This is a genomic window from Pseudomonas delhiensis (assembly GCF_900187975.1).
GTDB classification, from domain to species: Bacteria; Pseudomonadota; Gammaproteobacteria; order Pseudomonadales; family Pseudomonadaceae; genus Pseudomonas; species Pseudomonas delhiensis.
The window spans coordinates 350,538-367,275 of the sequence record NZ_FZPC01000001.1 but is presented as its reverse complement, the minus strand read 5'-3'; the positions used below and the strand labels follow the sequence as shown (position 1 = coordinate 367,275).

At 61.4% G+C, this 16,738-nt stretch carries 12 protein-coding genes; 4 read left to right on the top strand and 8 right to left on the bottom strand.

Annotated features, from left to right (window positions below; genetic code table 11):
- Nucleotides 1-113: 113 nt before the first annotated feature.
- Complete coding sequence (locus tag CHC02_RS01670; RefSeq protein ID WP_089389774.1) at nucleotides 114-1,472, top strand: MFS transporter; 1,359 nt, start codon at nucleotides 114-116, stop codon at nucleotides 1,470-1,472.
- Between the two features lie 672 nt (nucleotides 1,473-2,144).
- Here CHC02_RS01670 and CHC02_RS01665 read toward each other — a convergent pair.
- Genes CHC02_RS01665 through CHC02_RS01655 form a run of 3 tightly spaced genes read right to left on the bottom strand, consistent with a single transcriptional unit; the run spans nucleotide 2,145 to nucleotide 4,705 of the window.
- Complete coding sequence (locus CHC02_RS01665; RefSeq protein ID WP_089389773.1) at nucleotides 2,145-3,044, bottom strand: transporter substrate-binding domain-containing protein; 900 nt, start codon at nucleotides 3,042-3,044, stop codon at nucleotides 2,145-2,147.
- 41 nt (nucleotides 3,045-3,085) lie between these two features.
- On the bottom strand, nucleotides 3,086-3,436 hold the full coding sequence (locus CHC02_RS01660) for a RidA family protein (protein WP_089389772.1): 351 nt from the start codon (nucleotides 3,434-3,436) through the stop codon (nucleotides 3,086-3,088).
- A gap of 48 nt (nucleotides 3,437-3,484) precedes the next feature.
- Entirely contained in the window at nucleotides 3,485-4,705 is a 1,221-nt protein-coding gene (locus tag CHC02_RS01655; protein WP_089389771.1) for a D-amino acid dehydrogenase, read from the bottom strand.
- Nucleotides 4,706-4,836: 131 nt separating this feature from the next.
- Between CHC02_RS01655 and CHC02_RS01650 the strand changes: the two genes are divergently transcribed.
- From CHC02_RS01650 to CHC02_RS01640, 3 genes are all read left to right on the top strand, one after another.
- On the top strand, nucleotides 4,837-5,757 hold the full coding sequence (locus CHC02_RS01650; protein ID WP_089389770.1) for a LysR family transcriptional regulator: 921 nt from the start codon (nucleotides 4,837-4,839) through the stop codon (nucleotides 5,755-5,757).
- A 374-nt stretch (nucleotides 5,758-6,131) separates the two neighbouring features.
- Nucleotides 6,132-7,994 (top strand): DUF1302 domain-containing protein, encoded by a 1,863-nt coding sequence (locus CHC02_RS01645; protein ID WP_089389769.1) that lies wholly within the window; start codon nucleotides 6,132-6,134, stop codon nucleotides 7,992-7,994.
- Between the two features lie 20 nt (nucleotides 7,995-8,014).
- Nucleotides 8,015-9,373 (top strand): DUF1329 domain-containing protein, encoded by a 1,359-nt coding sequence (locus CHC02_RS01640; protein ID WP_089389768.1) that lies wholly within the window; start codon nucleotides 8,015-8,017, stop codon nucleotides 9,371-9,373.
- Between the two features lie 280 nt (nucleotides 9,374-9,653).
- Here the strand turns inward: CHC02_RS01640 and CHC02_RS01635 are convergent, their stop codons facing one another.
- The 5 genes from CHC02_RS01635 to CHC02_RS01615 form a co-directional block, all read right to left on the bottom strand.
- Nucleotides 9,654-10,739, bottom strand: coding sequence for a M14 family metallopeptidase (locus tag CHC02_RS01635; protein WP_089389767.1), 1,086 nt, complete (start codon nucleotides 10,737-10,739; stop codon nucleotides 9,654-9,656).
- A gap of 113 nt (nucleotides 10,740-10,852) precedes the next feature.
- A complete protein-coding gene (locus CHC02_RS01630) occupies nucleotides 10,853-12,121 on the bottom strand; it encodes an MFS transporter (protein WP_089389766.1) in 1,269 nt (422 codons plus the stop codon).
- A 17-nt stretch (nucleotides 12,122-12,138) separates the two neighbouring features.
- Complete coding sequence (locus CHC02_RS01625; RefSeq protein ID WP_089389765.1) at nucleotides 12,139-13,326, bottom strand: M20 aminoacylase family protein; 1,188 nt, start codon at nucleotides 13,324-13,326, stop codon at nucleotides 12,139-12,141.
- A 98-nt stretch (nucleotides 13,327-13,424) separates the two neighbouring features.
- Complete coding sequence (locus CHC02_RS01620; RefSeq protein WP_089389764.1) at nucleotides 13,425-14,333, bottom strand: LysR substrate-binding domain-containing protein; 909 nt, start codon at nucleotides 14,331-14,333, stop codon at nucleotides 13,425-13,427.
- A 530-nt stretch (nucleotides 14,334-14,863) separates the two neighbouring features.
- Nucleotides 14,864-16,486 (bottom strand): CapA family protein, encoded by a 1,623-nt coding sequence (locus tag CHC02_RS01615; RefSeq protein WP_089389763.1) that lies wholly within the window; start codon nucleotides 16,484-16,486, stop codon nucleotides 14,864-14,866.
- Nucleotides 16,487-16,738 lie beyond the last annotated feature (252 nt).

The following is a 16,738-nucleotide window of genomic DNA, read 5'->3' as shown; positions in this document are numbered from 1 at the left end:
CGCGCACGCAGCCGCGGCCACGCCGCTAAGGAGTTCCGCCAACCGCCGCCGCCCCGACCGGTGCGGCGGTCACCCTTCCGTTCAGACAACAAGAAAAAGACTCGGAGACGATCATGTCGGGTAACACAGCCAGAATCGACGACCTGCCCATCGGCAGGTTCCACATCAAGATCGCCGGCCTCACCTTCGGCGCCCACTTCACCGACGGCTACATCCTCGGGCTGATCGGCATCGCCTTCACCCTGATCAACCCGCAGCTGAACCTCGACCCCTTCTGGCAGGGCCTGATCGGCAGCTCGGCGCTGCTCGGCCTGTTCTTCGGCAGCCTGTTCTTCGGCTGGATTTCCGACCACCTGGGGCGGCAGAAGATCTTCCTCATCAGCTTCGTGCTGATCACCCTGGCCTCGCTGCTGCAGTTCTTCGCCGAGACCGCGCTGCAACTGTTCCTCTGCCGGGTGCTGATCGGCATCGGCCTGGGCGGCGACTTCAGCGTCGGCCACGCCATGCTCGCGGAGTTCTCGCCGAAGAAGCACCGCGGCGTGCTGCTGGGCTCCTTCAGCGTGATTTGGACCTTCGGCTACGTCGCCGCCACCTTCGTCGGCACCGCCATGCTCGGCCTTGGCGACGACGCCTGGCGCTGGATGCTGGCGTCCTCGGCGATCCCCGCGGCCATGATCCTGATCGCCCGCATCGGCACCCCGGAATCGCCACGCTGGCTGGTGCACAAGGGCCGCATCGAGGAGGCCCGGGCGATAGTGCGCAAGCACCTGGGCGCGCACGTGGTGCTCGACGACGAGATCGCCGAGGAACACAAGGGCGGCTTCCGCCAACTGTTCAGCGCGCAGTACCGCAAGCGCACCGCGTTCAACTGCCTGTTCTTCATCTGCATCGTCATGCCGTACTTCGCCATCTACACCTTCCTGCCGTCGATCCTGCAGAAGATGGACCTGGCCGAGGGCTTCGGCACCGAGATGCTGCTCAACGCGCTGCTGGTGGTGGGCGCCCTGGTGGGCATCTGGTGCACGGTGAAATTCACCCGCCGCGGCTTCCTCATCGGTTCCTTCCTGATCCTCTCCGCCGCGCTCTTCCTGCTGGTGCTGCTGCCCGGCAGCCTGGCCTGGCTGATGGTGGCGACCTTCGGCCTGTTCACCCTGGTGCTCTCGGCGGTGAGCAACCTGGTCGGCGTCTACCCGGCGGAAAGCTTCCCCACCGAAGTGCGCGCCGGCGGCATCGGCCTGGCCACCGCCGCCAGCCGCCTGGGCTCGGCGCTGAGCACCTTCCTGCTGCCGGTCAGCGTGGCCGGCATCGGCCTCAACCCGACCATGGCCATCCTCGCCGGCATCCTCCTGTTCGGCGCGCTGATCTCCATGGCCTGGGCGCCGGAGACCAAGTACCTGACGCTGACGGATGCGGGGAAGGGGGAAGGCGAGGGCGACGCGCAAGGGCCGGTGCGCAAGGCGGCACTGGTCTGATCCGTAGCCGGGGCGGACGCCTTCGTTCCGCCCTGGCTGGTAACTGCAACAAGGAGCAAATAACCCTAATTCGGCTCATTATCCATACCGCTACCAAGTCTGCTCTTTTGAGCTCCGGCAGTTGTCTTGCCCTGGTCGGCATGTTTGGGAGCCTCATCATTCAAGTCCCCAAGCTCTGGATATATTTAATCGGGTGGGCACAGGAAACCGGTGTGGTTGCCTTCTGGAGTGCCTGGGGACGTACGTTCCTGGCGGTGTCGCTGCTGGCCTGGTTGGTTTTGCTGTCCACCAAACTCAAATTGAAGCCCTGCGCTGGAATGGGCCTTGCTCTCGTGCTTAGAGCTTGCGGCCATCGTCCGGGTTGTTGCCTGGGTTGTGGCCGGATATTCGTTTGATTCCTTCCTAGAGCTTTCTTCCTATCAGTTGGTGGCATGGGCACTGCTCCATTTGCCACTCGCTTTGGGCCTGGTCGGTATCCTTATTGGGCCAAGTTCGTGCTCGCCTGTTTCTGTGTCGCTTTCATGGCTTTTGTCATCCAAGCGGGCTGGTTAAAAGCCCTTGGATAGGGGCTGGTTGGCGAAGGGGCGCCTAGGCGAATCGTTTCTGCTCCCAATTATTGACTGCGGCCGAGTTCCACCCGCCGCAGTTCAACATGTAGCCTTGCTAGCTGGTTCACTGAACCGGTTGGCTGCTCGGCTTCTCGATGATCGCCTGCAATTCATTGGACATGGGGAATTCCAGGTTCAGTCCCTTTGGTGGAATGGGCTCTTCGAACCAGCGCCGATAGATGCTGCGGATCTCGCCGGAGGCATAGAGATCAGCCAGTACGTGGTTGACCAGATTGAGGAACTGCGGGTCGTTCCTGCGCACCATGCAGGCGTAAATCTCCCGCGAGTACGGTTCGCCTACTACTACCCAGGCATGCGGGTCGCGCGCCTTGGCGCGCTCGCCATAGAGCAATGCGTCATCCATGAAGAACGCCACAGCCCGACCGGATTGCAGCATGAGGAAGGCCTCGCCGTGGTCCTTGGCGCTGATTACGTTCATGCCCAAGCTGTGGTTGGCATTGTAGACTTTGAGAAAGCGCTCATTGGTAGTTCCGGCGGTGGTCACCACGTTCTTGCCCTTGAGATCGTCGAGGTCGTCGATGCCGCTGTTTTTGGCCGTCAGCAACTGGCCCTTCACGTAGATGAAGCCGTAGGAAAATGCCACCTGCTTCATGCGCTCGCCAGTGACTGCAGTGGAACCGCACTCCAGATCTACCGTCCCGTTCTGGACCAGGGGGATGCGAGTCTGTGAGGTCACCAGGTTGTGCTTCACCTTCAGTTCCGGACGCCCTAGCTTCGTCTTCAAGTGCTCGACCACCTTGTTCGCGAGGTCGACCGAGTAGCCCATTGGTTGAGTGGTGTTATCGCCCAAGTAGGAAAAGGGAACCGAGGCATCGCGATAACCCAGGGTTATTTCCCCGCGATCGGCCACCTTCTTCAGCGTGCCTTGCAGTTCCTCGTTGGCCTGCGCTACGCAGCAAAATAGGCTGGTCGCCGCAAGCACTCCCAGTGCGAGTCGATTCATGGATTCCGTGCCTCTCTTGTGGTTGTTGGATGGAGTTCCGTTCAGGGCCGGGCGGCGATCACCGTGATCTCTACCCGGACCGAAGGCCGCGCCAGTTCGGCTTGCACTGTGGTGCGGGTGGGGGCATGGCCTGCCGGCAGCCAGGCCGACCACACCTCGTTCATAGCTTCGAAGTCGGTGCCTATGTCCTTCAGGTAGATGGTCGCGCTGAGAAGATTCGCCTTGTCCGTGCCTGCCTCGGCCAGCAGAGCGTCTATCTTGCCCAGCACTTCGCGGGTCTGTCCGTGGATGTCGGATGCCACCCCGGGCACCTGACCGGAGAGGAAAACCAGCGAACCGTAGGCAATTGCACTGGAAAGACGTTCGTTGGTGGATATACGCGTCAATTGCATGCTCGTCTCCTGCTGTTCATGGGGATGTCAGCCGGCCAGGCGTGGGGCCTACCCCGCGTCATCGATACTCGGGGTACGCCGGGCAATTCGCTCGGCAATCAGGCGGCCGCTGCCGCAGGCCAGAGTGAACCCCAGGGCGCCGTGACCGAGATTGAACCAGAGGTTGCGCGGCCCCCCGGGTCCCACCAAGGGCATGCCGGTAGGCGTGGCCGGGCGCATGCCGGCCCATTCGCTGGCGGCGGCATAATTCCCGGCTCGTGGCAGGGTGTCCTGGGCCTGTGTCCGCAGCAACGCTAGGCGTCGCGGTTCCAGGCTAGGGTCGAAACCAACGATGTCCACCATGGCTGCTACTCGCAGGCGATCGCCGATGCCGGCAAAAACAACCTTGCGGTCGTAGTCGGTGAGGCTGATGGTGGGGGCCTGATGCTCCGGCCCAATCGGTGCTGTCAGGCTGTATCCTTTCAGCGGGTATAGCGGCAGCCGTGGCCCGTCGGGCAGCAGCGTGGCGCTGCGGTAACCGGCGGCAAGCACTACGTGCTCAGCCTCGATCGTCTCGCCCCCCGCCTCCACGCCCTTCACGGCGTTCCCCTGCATGAGCAGGCGCGACACCGGGCTTGCGTAGCGGATCCGGCAAGACCCGTAAGTCAGCAGGCGCTCGACCAGGCGCAGGCAGAACAGATGGCAGTCGGCAACTTCTTCGTCCGGGGTGAGGATGCCCCCGACGAAGGGAGTTTCCGCCAACGCCGGATCGAGTTCCCGGCACTGTCGCGCGTCGAGCACGAACTGCATCGCTGGGTCGGACAGGTTGCGCTGCGCACCCTGGAAGCTAGACGCTTCGCGGAACGCCACGAGCTTGCCGTTGCGACGCCAGTCGAAGCCCTCCAGGCCATCCTCGCGCCACTGCGTCAGGGTGGCCTGGCTGAACAACGCCAAGCGCAGGAGGCGGGCGGCATTGCGCTGGTTCACCGAGCGCCGGCAGGCGCCGAGGAACGCCAACATCCAGCGCCACTGCTGCGGGTCCAGGCGCGGGCGCAGGCGCAGTGGCGCGTCGTCACGCAGCAGCCAGCCCAGCGCCTGCAATGGCACGCTTCGGTCCGCTAGAGGCGCCACATAGCGATAGGACAATTGACCGCCATTGGCGTAGCTGGTTTCCAAACCGGCCTGGTCGCGCGCCTCGAGCACAGTCACCTCGAACCCTTCGCGAACCAATGCGTAGGCGGTCGCCAGACCAACCACCCCTGCCCCGATGATGCAGACCTTCTGTGCCATTCCATCCCACCATGCTGCGGTTTCTAGGCCACGACCTTAAGCGCGGATGACAGGCGACAGACAATCAATAAAAATGGACAACCTATAAATCAAGGTTATATGTCTCTGCGAAGCCCCCGCCGGAGAGTCCTATGCGGTTGCGTCACATAGAAGTGTTCCAGGCCATTCGCGAGACCGGCTCGGTCAGCGGCGCCGCGCAGTTGCTGCATGTCTCGCAGCCGGCAGTTACCAAGGTGCTGCAGCACGCCGAGCAGCAACTGGGCTTTCCGCTGTTCCTGCGCGTGCGCGGCAAGCTCCAGCCCACGCCTGAGGCCCTGGAACTGGAACGCGAAGTCGCCAAGGTCAGCGAAAGCCTGCAGGGCGTGCGACGGTTGGCGCAGAGCCTGCGCAACTTGCCCGAGCATCGCCTGCGCGTAGGCGCGACACCGGCCATGGCGCTATCGCTGCTGCCCTCGGTGATCCGCGAATGGACCGACCGCTACCCACGCAGTAGCTGCGAATTGGCGACCCTGCATTCACGGGAGCTGGTACAGAGTCTGCTGATGCGCGAACTGGACCTCGCCCTCACACTGCAGCCGAGTGAGCATCCGGGCCTGCGAGCCCTGCCCATAGCCAGTGGGCCACTGATAGCGCTGGCCCCTCGCGGTCACTGGCGTGAGGAGCAACTGGGACGACCCCTGCCGCTTGCGGAACTGGCAGGTGAGCCGATGATCGGTCTGTCAGCCTCCGATCCGCTCCGTGCCCGCCTGGACGGTCACCTCGGCATGCTGGAGCCGCCCCCGAGGATACGCATTGCAGTACAGACCTACGCGCTGGCACGCACGCTGGTGGAGGCCGGCGCGGGGCTGGCCCTGGTCGATCCATTCACCGCACAGGGGGCCGATGACCGCCTCACGGCACAGCGCCCCTTGTCACCGACGGTGAAGGTCACGCTGTATGCCCTCAGCCGTTGCGACGAGACACCACCGCACACCCAGGCGCTATTGCTGGAAATCCTGGTGCGACATGCCGAGCGTCAGTTGGAGTCGTGGAAGCCGGTAATTGGACGGTAACGGCGGAAGCATTTTCATCTTGGACGTGGGGAGCTGTGCGAGCTCTCCTTCAGCCAGGCGCACAGCCACCGAGGTAGCCCGAGGTCAACCGGGTACAGCTGATGGCCTGAAGGTGGTCACCATCGGAATGGCATACCAGTGCCAGGGGGGCCGGAATCAAGCGAGATGAGCTAGGAGTGGTTATCGGATGACTCGGTCTCTGCCGGGTATTCGCGCTTTTGGCTATGGGCATGAGTTTTTTTCAGAGGCCGGCAATGTGACGCGGCTCTTACCATGCGACCGCCCCCCTCGGTTCGCCGCGCTTCTTCGCGGTGCCGGGTGCGCGGGAAGCCCCTGGGCTTCCCCCTTGAAGCAGGTTCCTGGCGGAGAACAGCATGAAAAGAACAAGAACCGACGGTGCGTCCCAGCAGCCGCGGAAACTGGCACTGACAATCGGCATGGCCCTGGGCGGCGTGTTGCCGGCCCATGCGGCAACATTCAACATCGGGGAGATCGAGGGTCGCTTCGATTCCAGCCTGTCCATCGGCGCCAGTTGGGCCATGGACAATCCGGACAGGAAATTCATCGGCAGCCGCAATGGAGGCAGCGCCTCCAGCGCTACCTCCGACGACAACAGGCTGAACTTCAAGAAGGGCGAGGCCTTTTCCACGCTGTTCAAGGGCGTGCACGACCTGGAGCTGAAATACCAGGACACTGGCGTGTTCCTACGCGGCAAGTACTGGTATGACTTCGAGCTGAAGGACGGTCACCAGCACCTCTACGACATCGACGACAGCGGCCGTGACCAGGCCGCGCGCTCCTCCGGCGCGCAGTTGCTCGACGCCTTCATCTATCACAACTACAACCTGCGCGACCTGCCAGGTACCGTGCGCTTGGGCAAACAGGTGGTGAGTTGGGGCGAGAGCACCTTCATCCAGAATGGCATCAATAGCATCAACCCGGTCGACGTCTCGGCCCTGCGCCGCCCTGGCTCCGAGGTCAAGGAGGCGCTGATCCCGGTGAACATGTTCTATTTCAACCAGGGCATCAGCGACTCGCTCTCGGTGGAGGTCTTCTACCAGTTGGAGTGGGAAAAGACCGTGGTGGACAACTGCGGCACTTTCTTCGGCAGCGACATCGTCGCCCAGGGCTGTGACATAGGCATGGCGATCAACGGTAGCGACTTCGACCGCGACATCGACGGCACCGGGATCAAGGGCGGCTATGGCTACGTACCGCGCCTGGGCGACAGGGACGCCCGCGATGGCGGCCAGTTCGGCGTGGCCCTGCACTGGATGGCGGAGTCGCTGAACGATACCGAGTTTGGCCTCTACGCCATGAACTACCATAGCCGCACACCCTACAGCAGCTGGGTTGTCGGCAAGGGCGCGCTGGCCGACCCGGTCGGCGGCCTGTTCGGCCAGGGGGGGCGCAGTACTGCGCGCTACTTCCTGACCTACCCCGAAGACATCCGCCTGTACGGCCTGAGCTTCAACACCACGGTGGGTACCGCGGCGCTCTCCGGCGAAATAAGCTACCGGCCGAATATGCCGCTGGGACTCAATGGCACCGACATTTCCGCTGCAGCCACCCTCGGCTCTGCGTCCACCAACCCGGCGGTCAACGCTGGCCTGCCGATCTTCGCCAGCGGCTGGGCCGACTCGGCCTATGGTTCGCTGATCCAGGGCTACCAGCGCAAGCCGGTGACCCAGGCGCAGGTCACCCTGACCAACACCTTCGACCAGATCAGCCTGATCCGCGCCGACCGCCTGACGCTGATCGGCGAGGTCGGCCTCAGCCACGTCAGCAACCTCGGCCCCACCGACGGTACTGCCCTGCGCTTCGGCCGCAGCAGCGTCTATGGCAATGGCGAGCTGGGCGCGGCCGGCAGCTCGTCGCTGCTCGGCCTGGCGGGTAACGCACTATGCACCGGGGTGGTCAACACCACCAACCCTGACGAGTGCAATAGCCATGGCTTCTACACCGCCAACTCCTGGGGCTACCGTCTGCGTGGCCAGCTTGAATACAACGACATGATCGGTGGCGTCACTCTGAAGCCCAACCTGTCGTTCTCCCACGACGTTCAGGGCTACGGCCCGACCTTCAGCGAGGGCGAGAAAGCCCTGAGCATCGGCCTGGACGGCGAATACCTGAGCAAATACACCGCCAGCATCAGCTACACCGACTACTTCGGCGGCGACTACAACACCAACACCGACCGCGATTTCCTCGCCGTCAGCCTGGGCGTCAGCTTCTGACGCCCTCCGGAGAACTCCTCATGAAGCACAAGCTCCTGATGAAGGCCGGCTGCCTCAGCCTTGGCCTGCTCGCCGGCCAGGTCATGGCCGCCGTATCAGCCGACCAGGCTGCGCGCCTGGGCGCCGACCTGACGCCGCTGGGCGCCGAGAAGGCCGGCAACGCGGATGGCAGCATCCCAGCTTGGACCGGCGGCCTCGCCGCCAGCGCCGGTGCCCTCGACGCCGCCGGCTTCCTCACCGATCCCTACGCCGGCGAGAAGCCGCTGTTTACCATCACCGCGCAGAACGTCGAGCAGTACAAGGCGAAGCTGACGCCCGGACAACTGGCGATGTTCAAGCGCTTCCCGGACAGCTATCGCATCCCGGTCTACCCCAGCCACCGCAGCGCTGCCTACCCGGCCGAGGTACTTGCCGCCGTAAAGGCCAACGCCAGCGCCACCCGCCTCGTCGAGGGCGGCAACGGCCTGGAGAACTTCAAGGTCTCGATTCCCTTCCCGATCCCGCAGAACGGCTTGGAGGCGATCTGGAACCACGTCACCCGCTACCGCGGCAAGACCATGCTGCGCACCACCGCGCAGATGAATCCGCAGACCAACGGCGACAACACCATCAGCTACATGAAGGAGCAGTTCGCCTTCCCCTTCGGACTGAAGGACTACGACCCGGCGAAGATGGGCAACATCCTCTACTACTTCCGCCAGGAGATTCTCTCGCCGCCACGTCGCGCAGGCAGCGTGATGCTGGTGCTGGAGACCATCAACCAAGTCAAGGAGCCGCGTATGGCCTGGATGTACAACGCCGGCCAGCGCCGCGTGCGCCGGGCCCCACAGGTGGGTTACGACAGCCCCGGAGCGGAAGGCATGCGAACCTACGACGACTTCGACATGTTCAACGGCGCGCCCAACCGCTACGACTGGAAGCTGGTGGGAAAGCAGGAGCTATTCATCCCCTACAACAGCTTTGCTCTGGACTCGCCCAAGGCCAAGTATGCCGACATCGTCAAGCCAGGCCACCTGAACCCCGACTACACCCGCTACGAGCTGCACCGCGTGTGGCACCTGGAGGCGACACTGAAGCCGGGCCAGCGTCATGTCTACAGTAAGCGCGACCTGTATATCGACGAAGACAGCTGGCAGATCGCCGAGGCCGACGCCTACGACGGCCGCGGCAACCTCTGGCGCGTTTCCGAGGGCCACTCGCGACCGTTCTACGACCAGCAGTTCACTTGGCTGACCGCCGAAACCCACTATGACGTGGTCTCCGGACGCTACACGGTGTCTGGCCTGCGCAACGAGGAGAAGGGGGCGTACCAGTTCAATATCGAGTCCACCAGCAACGACTTCACTCCCAGCGCCCTGCGCGCGACCGGGATTCGTTGAAACGACAGGGCAACTCCATTTCAGGCGGTCGGATGTCCGCCTTTTTGCTCTGTGTGCAAGGCGGAGGTGCTCTTCGTGTGGGTGAGGGATATCACGTGGTCTCGTGGTCGTTCGCGAGCACGCTCGCTCCAGCAGGCAAGGCGAGCGCCACGCGCGCTGCCAGGCTTCTCACGTCCTTTCCCATGCTTCGACAAGCTCGGCCATGCGCCGCAGATCCAGGGCCCGCAGGCATTACATGCCGCCCCTCTGAAGGGCCTGGTCGAACCTGCGTGGCGGCCACTCAGGCCGTCGCGCGCAGCCCACTCAACGCCTGGTCGACTGCCACTCGGGATTGCTCCAGCACCTGCTGCTTCCAGTCGTCCGCGTCGACGTAGAAGGCGTCGCGCAGTTGCCGCTTGATCCGCGCGGCCTTGTCCGCCGGCACCTGTGCAGTGCACTCCAGCCACTGTTCGGCGCGCAGTGCGTCGAGCACTTGCAACCCGGGCAGTGTGCCGAACTCTAGAGTCATGGGAGTCAGCCGCGCCTGCGGACACTCCTCCAGCGCAGCGTGAGCCATCTTGCCGCTGAGCCGCACCGAAACGCTGTTGCCCTCCTCCGATGAGCGCAACGCCTCGCCCCACCAGGCGCGAGCGCGGTTCAGCGATTCGGCGGTAGGCTCGCCGGAATGGATGTACTCGCCATGTCCGCGTGGTCCCAGGCCCGTGTGCAGGTCGATCCAGGCCAGTTCTCGGCACTGCTGGCCGTGCCGGCGCAGCACCGCGCGCACCGCGCGGTTGCTCCAGGTGGGCTCGGAACCGACGTAGAACAGCCCGCGCGGGTGGCTGGCCTGTCCTGCCGAGATTGCCGCCTGCAGGCTCTGTCGCCCATGGCGCAGGGCATGCAGCAGCAGGCGCGCGTGACTCATCCGGGCCGGCCAGTGAGGTGGGATCAGCAGCGGGTCGAGCGCCTGGTAGCCGGGGTTCTGCGGAGGTGGGGTGGAGAAATCTAGGAAGTTGCGGTTGAGGTCGACGTTCTCGTGGGTCCAGCGCCGCCACCAGGAGAAGCCATAAGGGTTGGCCGCGTGCAGGAACAGTACCGCGCAGTCGCCGGCGAGTGCATCGGCCAGCCATTGCGCGTCGCGTAGCAGGGCTATCTGCACGGCGGAGCCGCAGAAGCCTTCAACGCCGTGGCAGCCGCTGCTGACGATCAGCAGGTGGTGGGAGTGCGCGGGGCCGGCACGGGCCACGTCGAGGGCCAGTAGCTCACCGTCGCGACCGGGCAGCGGGTGGATGTGGGACTCCACGTCCAGGCCAGCGGCGGTGCAGGCCGCGAGGAACTTGCCACGCGCCTCGGCGTAGCTCTGGGAGAAGCAGGCGGACGGGGTCATCGTCTCTCCGGAATGAGCGCAACCGGAACGCGGGCACCGGGCCCGCGCCCGGCATGCGCGAGTGGTATGGGATCAGGGATATTGGCGGTTGGCCCGTGAGCGGTGGCAGTGGCTCATGCCGTGGCGGGAATGTCAGACGGGGCGCTGTTGTGCAGCGCCTGGCGGGTGCGCTCGGGGGAGATCAGGCGCAAGCCGAGTAGCGCGCAGAAGATCACCGCCACGCCGATCAGGCCCAGGCCCAGTTCGAAACCCTGGGCGATGTTGCCGCCCTTGTGTTCCACTAACTGGCCGATGAGCCAGGGTGCGAGCATGCCCGCGCTGGTCAGGCCGCCGATGTGGATGGCCAGCATGGAACCACGCTGAGCCGGTGGCGCGATGTGCGCCACTATGGTGTTGCAGAAGGTCGGCAGCAGGTTGATCAACACGCAGCCGGTCAGGTACAGGCCGATTACCGCCGGCAGGTTGCCGTGGAAACCGCCCAGGCCGACAAAGGCCGCGCCGGCAAGGATGGCGCAGAGCACTGGCAGGCGCACCAACGCTGTTTGTATCGGCACGCCGCGCTTGAGCAGACGTTGCGACCAGGCCGAAACGGCGAGGTTGAAGACGATCACCCCGAGGGTCGCCGCCATCACCGTGTAGCCCGATTGCAGCGGCGTCATGCTCAGGCCCTTCTGCAGGTACACCGGCACCCAACTGTAAACCAGCGCGTTGGGCAGGTAGCCTAGGAAGCCCAGCAGGGTGATCCATAGGAAGGTGCGGTTGAGCAGCAGGCGTCGGTACGACAGGTGCTGACTACCGTCCTCACCGTCCACCTCGGCATGGCTGCCTTCACGGCCGAAGGCCAGCCAGGCGAGCATCCATAGTAGACCTATGAGCGCCATCGCCAGGTAGGCCATGCGCCATCCCAGGTACTGGATGGCCAGTGGGAGGGTCACCGCACCGAGTACCGCACCGAGCATGATCGATACCTGGACCAGCGACGATGGCAGTACCCGCTCGCGTGGGCCGAACCACTTGAATACCGCGTGCTGAGTCACAGCGGTACCCGGCCCGGTGCCAGCCCCCAGCAACAGGCGGCTAGCTACCAGCGCAGCGAAACTGCTGCTGAAGCTGACCAGCAACTGCGCCAGCATCCACACCAGCGACATGCCGAGCAGAATCCAGCGGGTCGGGAAGCGGTTGGCAAGGAAGCCCACCAATACCCCGGAGATCGAGTAGAGGAAGAAGAAGGCGCTGCCGATGAAGCCGAACTCACTCGGCGTCAGCTTCAACTCGTCGATGATCTGCGCTCCGGCGAAGGCGAAAATGGTCTTGTCCATCACGCTGATGACCATCACCAGCATCAGCAGAATCAGCACCAGGGTACGGCGTGGGTTACGCATCGTTGCTCCATCGGCCATCAGGCGCCCAGGTAGGTCTCGACAAGGCGTACCCAGAGACTGGCGCCGAAAGGGATGGCCGCGTCGTTAAAGTCGTAGCCGGGGTTATGCACCATGCAGCCGCTCGGCCCGCTCTGACCGTTGCCCAGGGCGATGTAGCAGCCTGGCCGTCGCTCGAGCATCCAGGCGAAGTCCTCGCTGCCGATGAGTCCCGCCGGCGGCTCGGACAGCAGCCGCTGCGGGCCCACCAGCTCACTCGCCACCTGGCGTAGCAGGCGCGTTTCCTCCGGCGTGTTGATCAGCACCGGGACCAGTTCCTCATAGTCCAGCCGGGCCTCGATGCCATGCACCGCGGCCACGCCCTGGGCCACTTCGCCGATGCGCTGCTTCAGTAGCCGGCGTACCTCGGGGCAAGTCGCGCGAACGCTCAGGCGCAGCTCGGCCTGTTCGGGAATCACGTTGGCTGCCTCGCCGGCGTGGATCGCGCCGACGGTGATCACCCCGACCTCGGTGGATGGCACGTTACGCGAGACAATACTCTGCAATGCCAGCACCAGCTCGGCGGCGGCCACCACCGGGTCCTTCGCCAGGTGCGGCATGGCGCCGTGGCCGCCGATGCCAAGCAGGCGGATGGTCGCCCGGTCGCTGGAGGCTGTGAGCGCCCCCTCGCGGGTTAGGAAGCAGCCCACCGGCAAGCCCGGCGCGTTGTGCAGGGCGTACACGGCATCACAGGGAAAGCGTTCAAAGAGACCGTCGTCCATCATCGCCAAGGCCCCGCCCAGGGATTCCTCGGCGGGCTGGAATATCAGATTCAGGGTGCCGTCGAAGGCACGCGTCTCTGCAAGGTAGCGCGCTGCGCAGAGCAGGATGGCGGTGTGCCCGTCATGCCCGCAGGCGTGCATCTTGCCGTGTTCCTGGCTGCGGTGGGGTACGCCACTGGCTTCCTCGATGGGCAGCGCGTCCATGTCGGCGCGAATGCCGATACTGCGCGAACCCTTGCCCTGGCGCAGCACGCCTACCACGCCGGTGCCGCCGACGCCTTCGTGCACTGCGTAGCCCCATTGGCGCAGATAGCCGGCCACCAGCTCGCTGGTGCGTTTCTCCTCGAAGCCGAGTTCAGGGTGCTGGTGAATGGCCCGGCGGATATCTGTAAACGCCTCCTGCCATTGCTGGATTCGCGCGAAGGCTGTGGCGCTGGCCTGGGTCATGGCCCTAGTCCTTGTTGTGGTGACGACGGCCGGTAGCATGCCTCAGCGGCGTCGGGCTGAATAATGACCTCTGGACATGCTTATCCAGGCTGGTTATGTCAGCCGGCGGGCTTGTGCAGGTGTGGCCCCTTGAAGGCATAGATCAGCTCGTCGACCAGCATCTGCGCTTCGCGGGTCATCAGCTCGGGCGGGCGCGAGACAAGCGAGATGTCGGTGCCTGGTACCCGCTCGGCGATCTGCAGCGGCTCCAGAGTGCTGCTGACCACCGGCAGGTCGAATACGCGCCGTGACCAGAAGCTCACCGCATCGGTATTAGCCGCCAGCTCGGCATAGAGCACCACCGAGGCACACTCGATAATGCTCTGCGGCGGTGCCACCTGGTGCTCGCGGAACATCTCCCCGGCCAGGGAAATCTCCAGGGAGTCGGGCAGCAGCCATTCCTGCTCGAGCAGCTCGTGCAACGACTTCGCCTCACGCAGCGGGTGACCTTTGCGTACCGCCAGGGTGGTGGGCTGGGCGTACAGTTCCTGCCATTGGAAACCGTCGACATTGCGCGATGCTGGCTGCGAGGTCAGCACCAGGTCCAGTTGCCCTTCGCGCAACCCTTCCAGCAGTTTGGCCGGGCGCAGTTCGTTGATCTGCAGTTGCACCTTGGGGAAGCGCTTGCGGTAGCGCAGTAGGCAACTGGCGAACTGCTGGCTGGGCGTGACCGGCGATACACCGATGGCCACGCGCCCATCCATGGCGCCCTTGAGCGTCTCGATTTCATCGCGCGCACGGCGCACTTCTTCCACCACCAGCCGCGCCCGACGCACCAGGCGCTCGCCGTATACGGTGGCGGTGATGCCGCGATTAGAGCGCAGCAGCAAAGGTACGCCCAATTCGGCTTCGAGCTCCTTGATGCTCTTCGATAACGCCGGCTGGGAGATATGCAGTAGTCGCGAGGCTTCCTGGATACTGCCACTCTCGCAGATGGCGACCATGGCGCGCAATTGATGCAACTTCATGGTGGGATGATGACGACTCGATTCGGCAGGGTTCCTGCAGAGTAAAGCAAAAACCGGGTTGAAAGGCAGCTGGAATTGTATAAAGCCAATTCAGACGCTGAGCGGACGATCATCACTAGATTAGCCAGTGTGCCTCGAATCCTAGCGCAATCCATGCATTTACTCCATCTGCAATCCATCAATTTTTCAGCGGGCTATAGCTACTATTTAATTGATATTTGCACTCGAAATATACTCTAAGGCCTTTCCAGGCTAGGATGGTCCCGCATTAACGATTGTGATGCAGCCGTTAGCGGGGGCATGATGGTAGTGACGGTGCCTTCCTTCTCCTCTTGACTACTCATGCGGATGTGTCTGTCCATATGGTCGTTGTCTAGTGCTTGATTCAGATTCTGATTGCAGAAAAGGGCCAGTTATTCAGTATACAGAAACCCAGGCCAGGCCTGGGTTTCTGTATGAATGTGTCGACCGTGATTATGGTTGTATTTGGCTTAATATTCTTCCGCCTGATTGGCTCTTTCTGAAGACTTTTAGTTACTAGCAGAATGCTGTGTTAAGCTTGATAGTGGAGACAGGATTTCTTTCCAAACCTTATCGCGCAGGTGCGGAAGTTGATTTTTTTCAATGTCAGTCAGTCCGTACGCATCTGGGTTATTCAAAACATCATGGAATTTTACAATGCGACAATTAAAATCTCCGCCTCCTAGGTCCTCATTTACTATGTAAATTGGCAGTGCTTTAAGTCCGCGCAGGAGTGAAGTTTCGGTGTTGTATTGGAGGATTTCGAATTTTACTATGTAGGAAAGTTTTGAGTTTCGGCTTTCTGGATGATAGCTAACGAAGTCGCCAAAGCTGTAGATGACTAGTTTGTCATTTATTATTTCAGCAGGCTGGCTGACGTGTGCATGGTTGCCAAGGATAGTATCTACACCGCACCCTAAAATATCATGTGCCGCTTGGCGAATGTTGACATGAGGGTACATCTCAAACTCCCACCCCCAGTGGCAATAAGCAATGATCCAGTTGGCGCCTCTATCTCTTGCCATCTGAACCTGTTTTTTTAGTAGTGAGTAGTTTGGCCCTGGGTTAACGTCGTTAAATCTTATCTCATTAACCAGATATGGTTGATCAGGTGGAGTGGAGTAGCCATTAAGGTCCATGGTGAATGCCAATAGAGCGATACGGACTCCATTCTTCTCAAAGATAACTATTTCATCTTGCTCGGCTTGGCTCGCAGCGGTTCCTGCGTAGAGTGCACCAGAATTCTTAAGTACATTTAATGTGGCGTGGACTCCATCCGGTCCCCAATCCATTGCGTGATTTGTTGCAGTGCTAAAGAAGTTTATTTTCGCTTCAGAGCAAAATTTCTGGAACATTTCCTCGGACGTGTTCATCCGGGCTGGTTGCCCCGGTTCTTGGTAACGCCCAATAGGACTGTTCTTATCTACAGTCGACTCTAGATTGGCGCTAACAATATCTGCATTGCTATAAAAATCAGTGATTCCATCGAATAGGTGAGTTGCGTTTTCCGGTTTCAAAGCATCAACCGCAAGTAGATCTCCTGCACATGTGATGGTAACAAATCTTGTTTCTGGCGGCGACTCTATTGTAAAGCGATCTAGATTCTGGGATGCGAATAAGCTCTCAAGTCCTGACCCTTTTTCAGCAACCTCAAGCTGATTGAGCCAATAACGATAGACCCATTTTAGTTTCTCAAAAGGATCATTTGCTATGTCGTAGGTGCCTGCCCCGGCTTGTGGGTAGTGGAATTCTTCATAAAATATGTAACTCATCAGCATCACTGCTTGTCTAGACATTGCCCTCTGATCAATGTTTTCACTGGAGAGAGGGGTATGTTTTGAAAGCTCAGGATCTTTAAGTAAATTACCCAGCGCGACTCTTTGGCTTTCCGTGGAAGCGCCAATTAATTCTCTCTCAACCTTGATTAGAATTCTCTGCAAGTCTAAGCCTACAACCCACCCGCAAAGCCTTTTAAATATTTCCGCCTCCTCGGGAGTAACCGTCTCAATTATAGGTAGCTCACCGCTCGCGACATCCTTAAGCGTTGCGATTACCTCTTCTAGGTTTTCTTCGAGGTGGGCTTTAAGTCTCTCAACAATCTCTTGAAGATCTTCTATCAGGTATTCTGTCATGATCTTTTCTCTTCTAGTTTCTATATGGAGGGCAAGATATGTCTGTCGAATTTTAGCTATAGGCCGAAAATACCCCTGATACAGCTGAAGCTGGCGAATCAAAGGTTCGGTGCTCCAGTCCTGGTTAATATTGGTTTTTTCAGTATAGATACCGGTCAGGCTCTACCAATTTCCTTTTGGTTATAGATATAACTGTATTTATCTAATATTTCGGACGAGTCCTCTACCAAATCTCAATTTGGTCTCAGGGAG

Coding starts and splice junctions, on each gene's coding strand:
- CHC02_RS01670 (WP_089389774.1), top strand. CDS start 114: ATGTCGGGTAACACAGCCAGAATCGACGACCTGCCCATCGGCAGGTTC.
- CHC02_RS01665 (WP_089389773.1), bottom strand. CDS start 3,044: ATGAATCGACTCGCACTGGGAGTGCTTGCGGCGACCAGCCTATTTTGC.
- CHC02_RS01660 (WP_089389772.1), bottom strand. CDS start 3,436: ATGCAATTGACGCGTATATCCACCAACGAACGTCTTTCCAGTGCAATT.
- CHC02_RS01655 (WP_089389771.1), bottom strand. CDS start 4,705: ATGGCACAGAAGGTCTGCATCATCGGGGCAGGGGTGGTTGGTCTGGCG.
- CHC02_RS01650 (WP_089389770.1), top strand. CDS start 4,837: ATGCGGTTGCGTCACATAGAAGTGTTCCAGGCCATTCGCGAGACCGGC.
- CHC02_RS01645 (WP_089389769.1), top strand. CDS start 6,132: ATGAAAAGAACAAGAACCGACGGTGCGTCCCAGCAGCCGCGGAAACTG.
- CHC02_RS01640 (WP_089389768.1), top strand. CDS start 8,015: ATGAAGCACAAGCTCCTGATGAAGGCCGGCTGCCTCAGCCTTGGCCTG.
- CHC02_RS01635 (WP_089389767.1), bottom strand. CDS start 10,739: ATGACCCCGTCCGCCTGCTTCTCCCAGAGCTACGCCGAGGCGCGTGGC.
- CHC02_RS01630 (WP_089389766.1), bottom strand. CDS start 12,121: ATGCGTAACCCACGCCGTACCCTGGTGCTGATTCTGCTGATGCTGGTG.
- CHC02_RS01625 (WP_089389765.1), bottom strand. CDS start 13,326: ATGACCCAGGCCAGCGCCACAGCCTTCGCGCGAATCCAGCAATGGCAG.
- CHC02_RS01620 (WP_089389764.1), bottom strand. CDS start 14,333: ATGAAGTTGCATCAATTGCGCGCCATGGTCGCCATCTGCGAGAGTGGC.
- CHC02_RS01615 (WP_089389763.1), bottom strand. CDS start 16,486: ATGACAGAATACCTGATAGAAGATCTTCAAGAGATTGTTGAGAGACTT.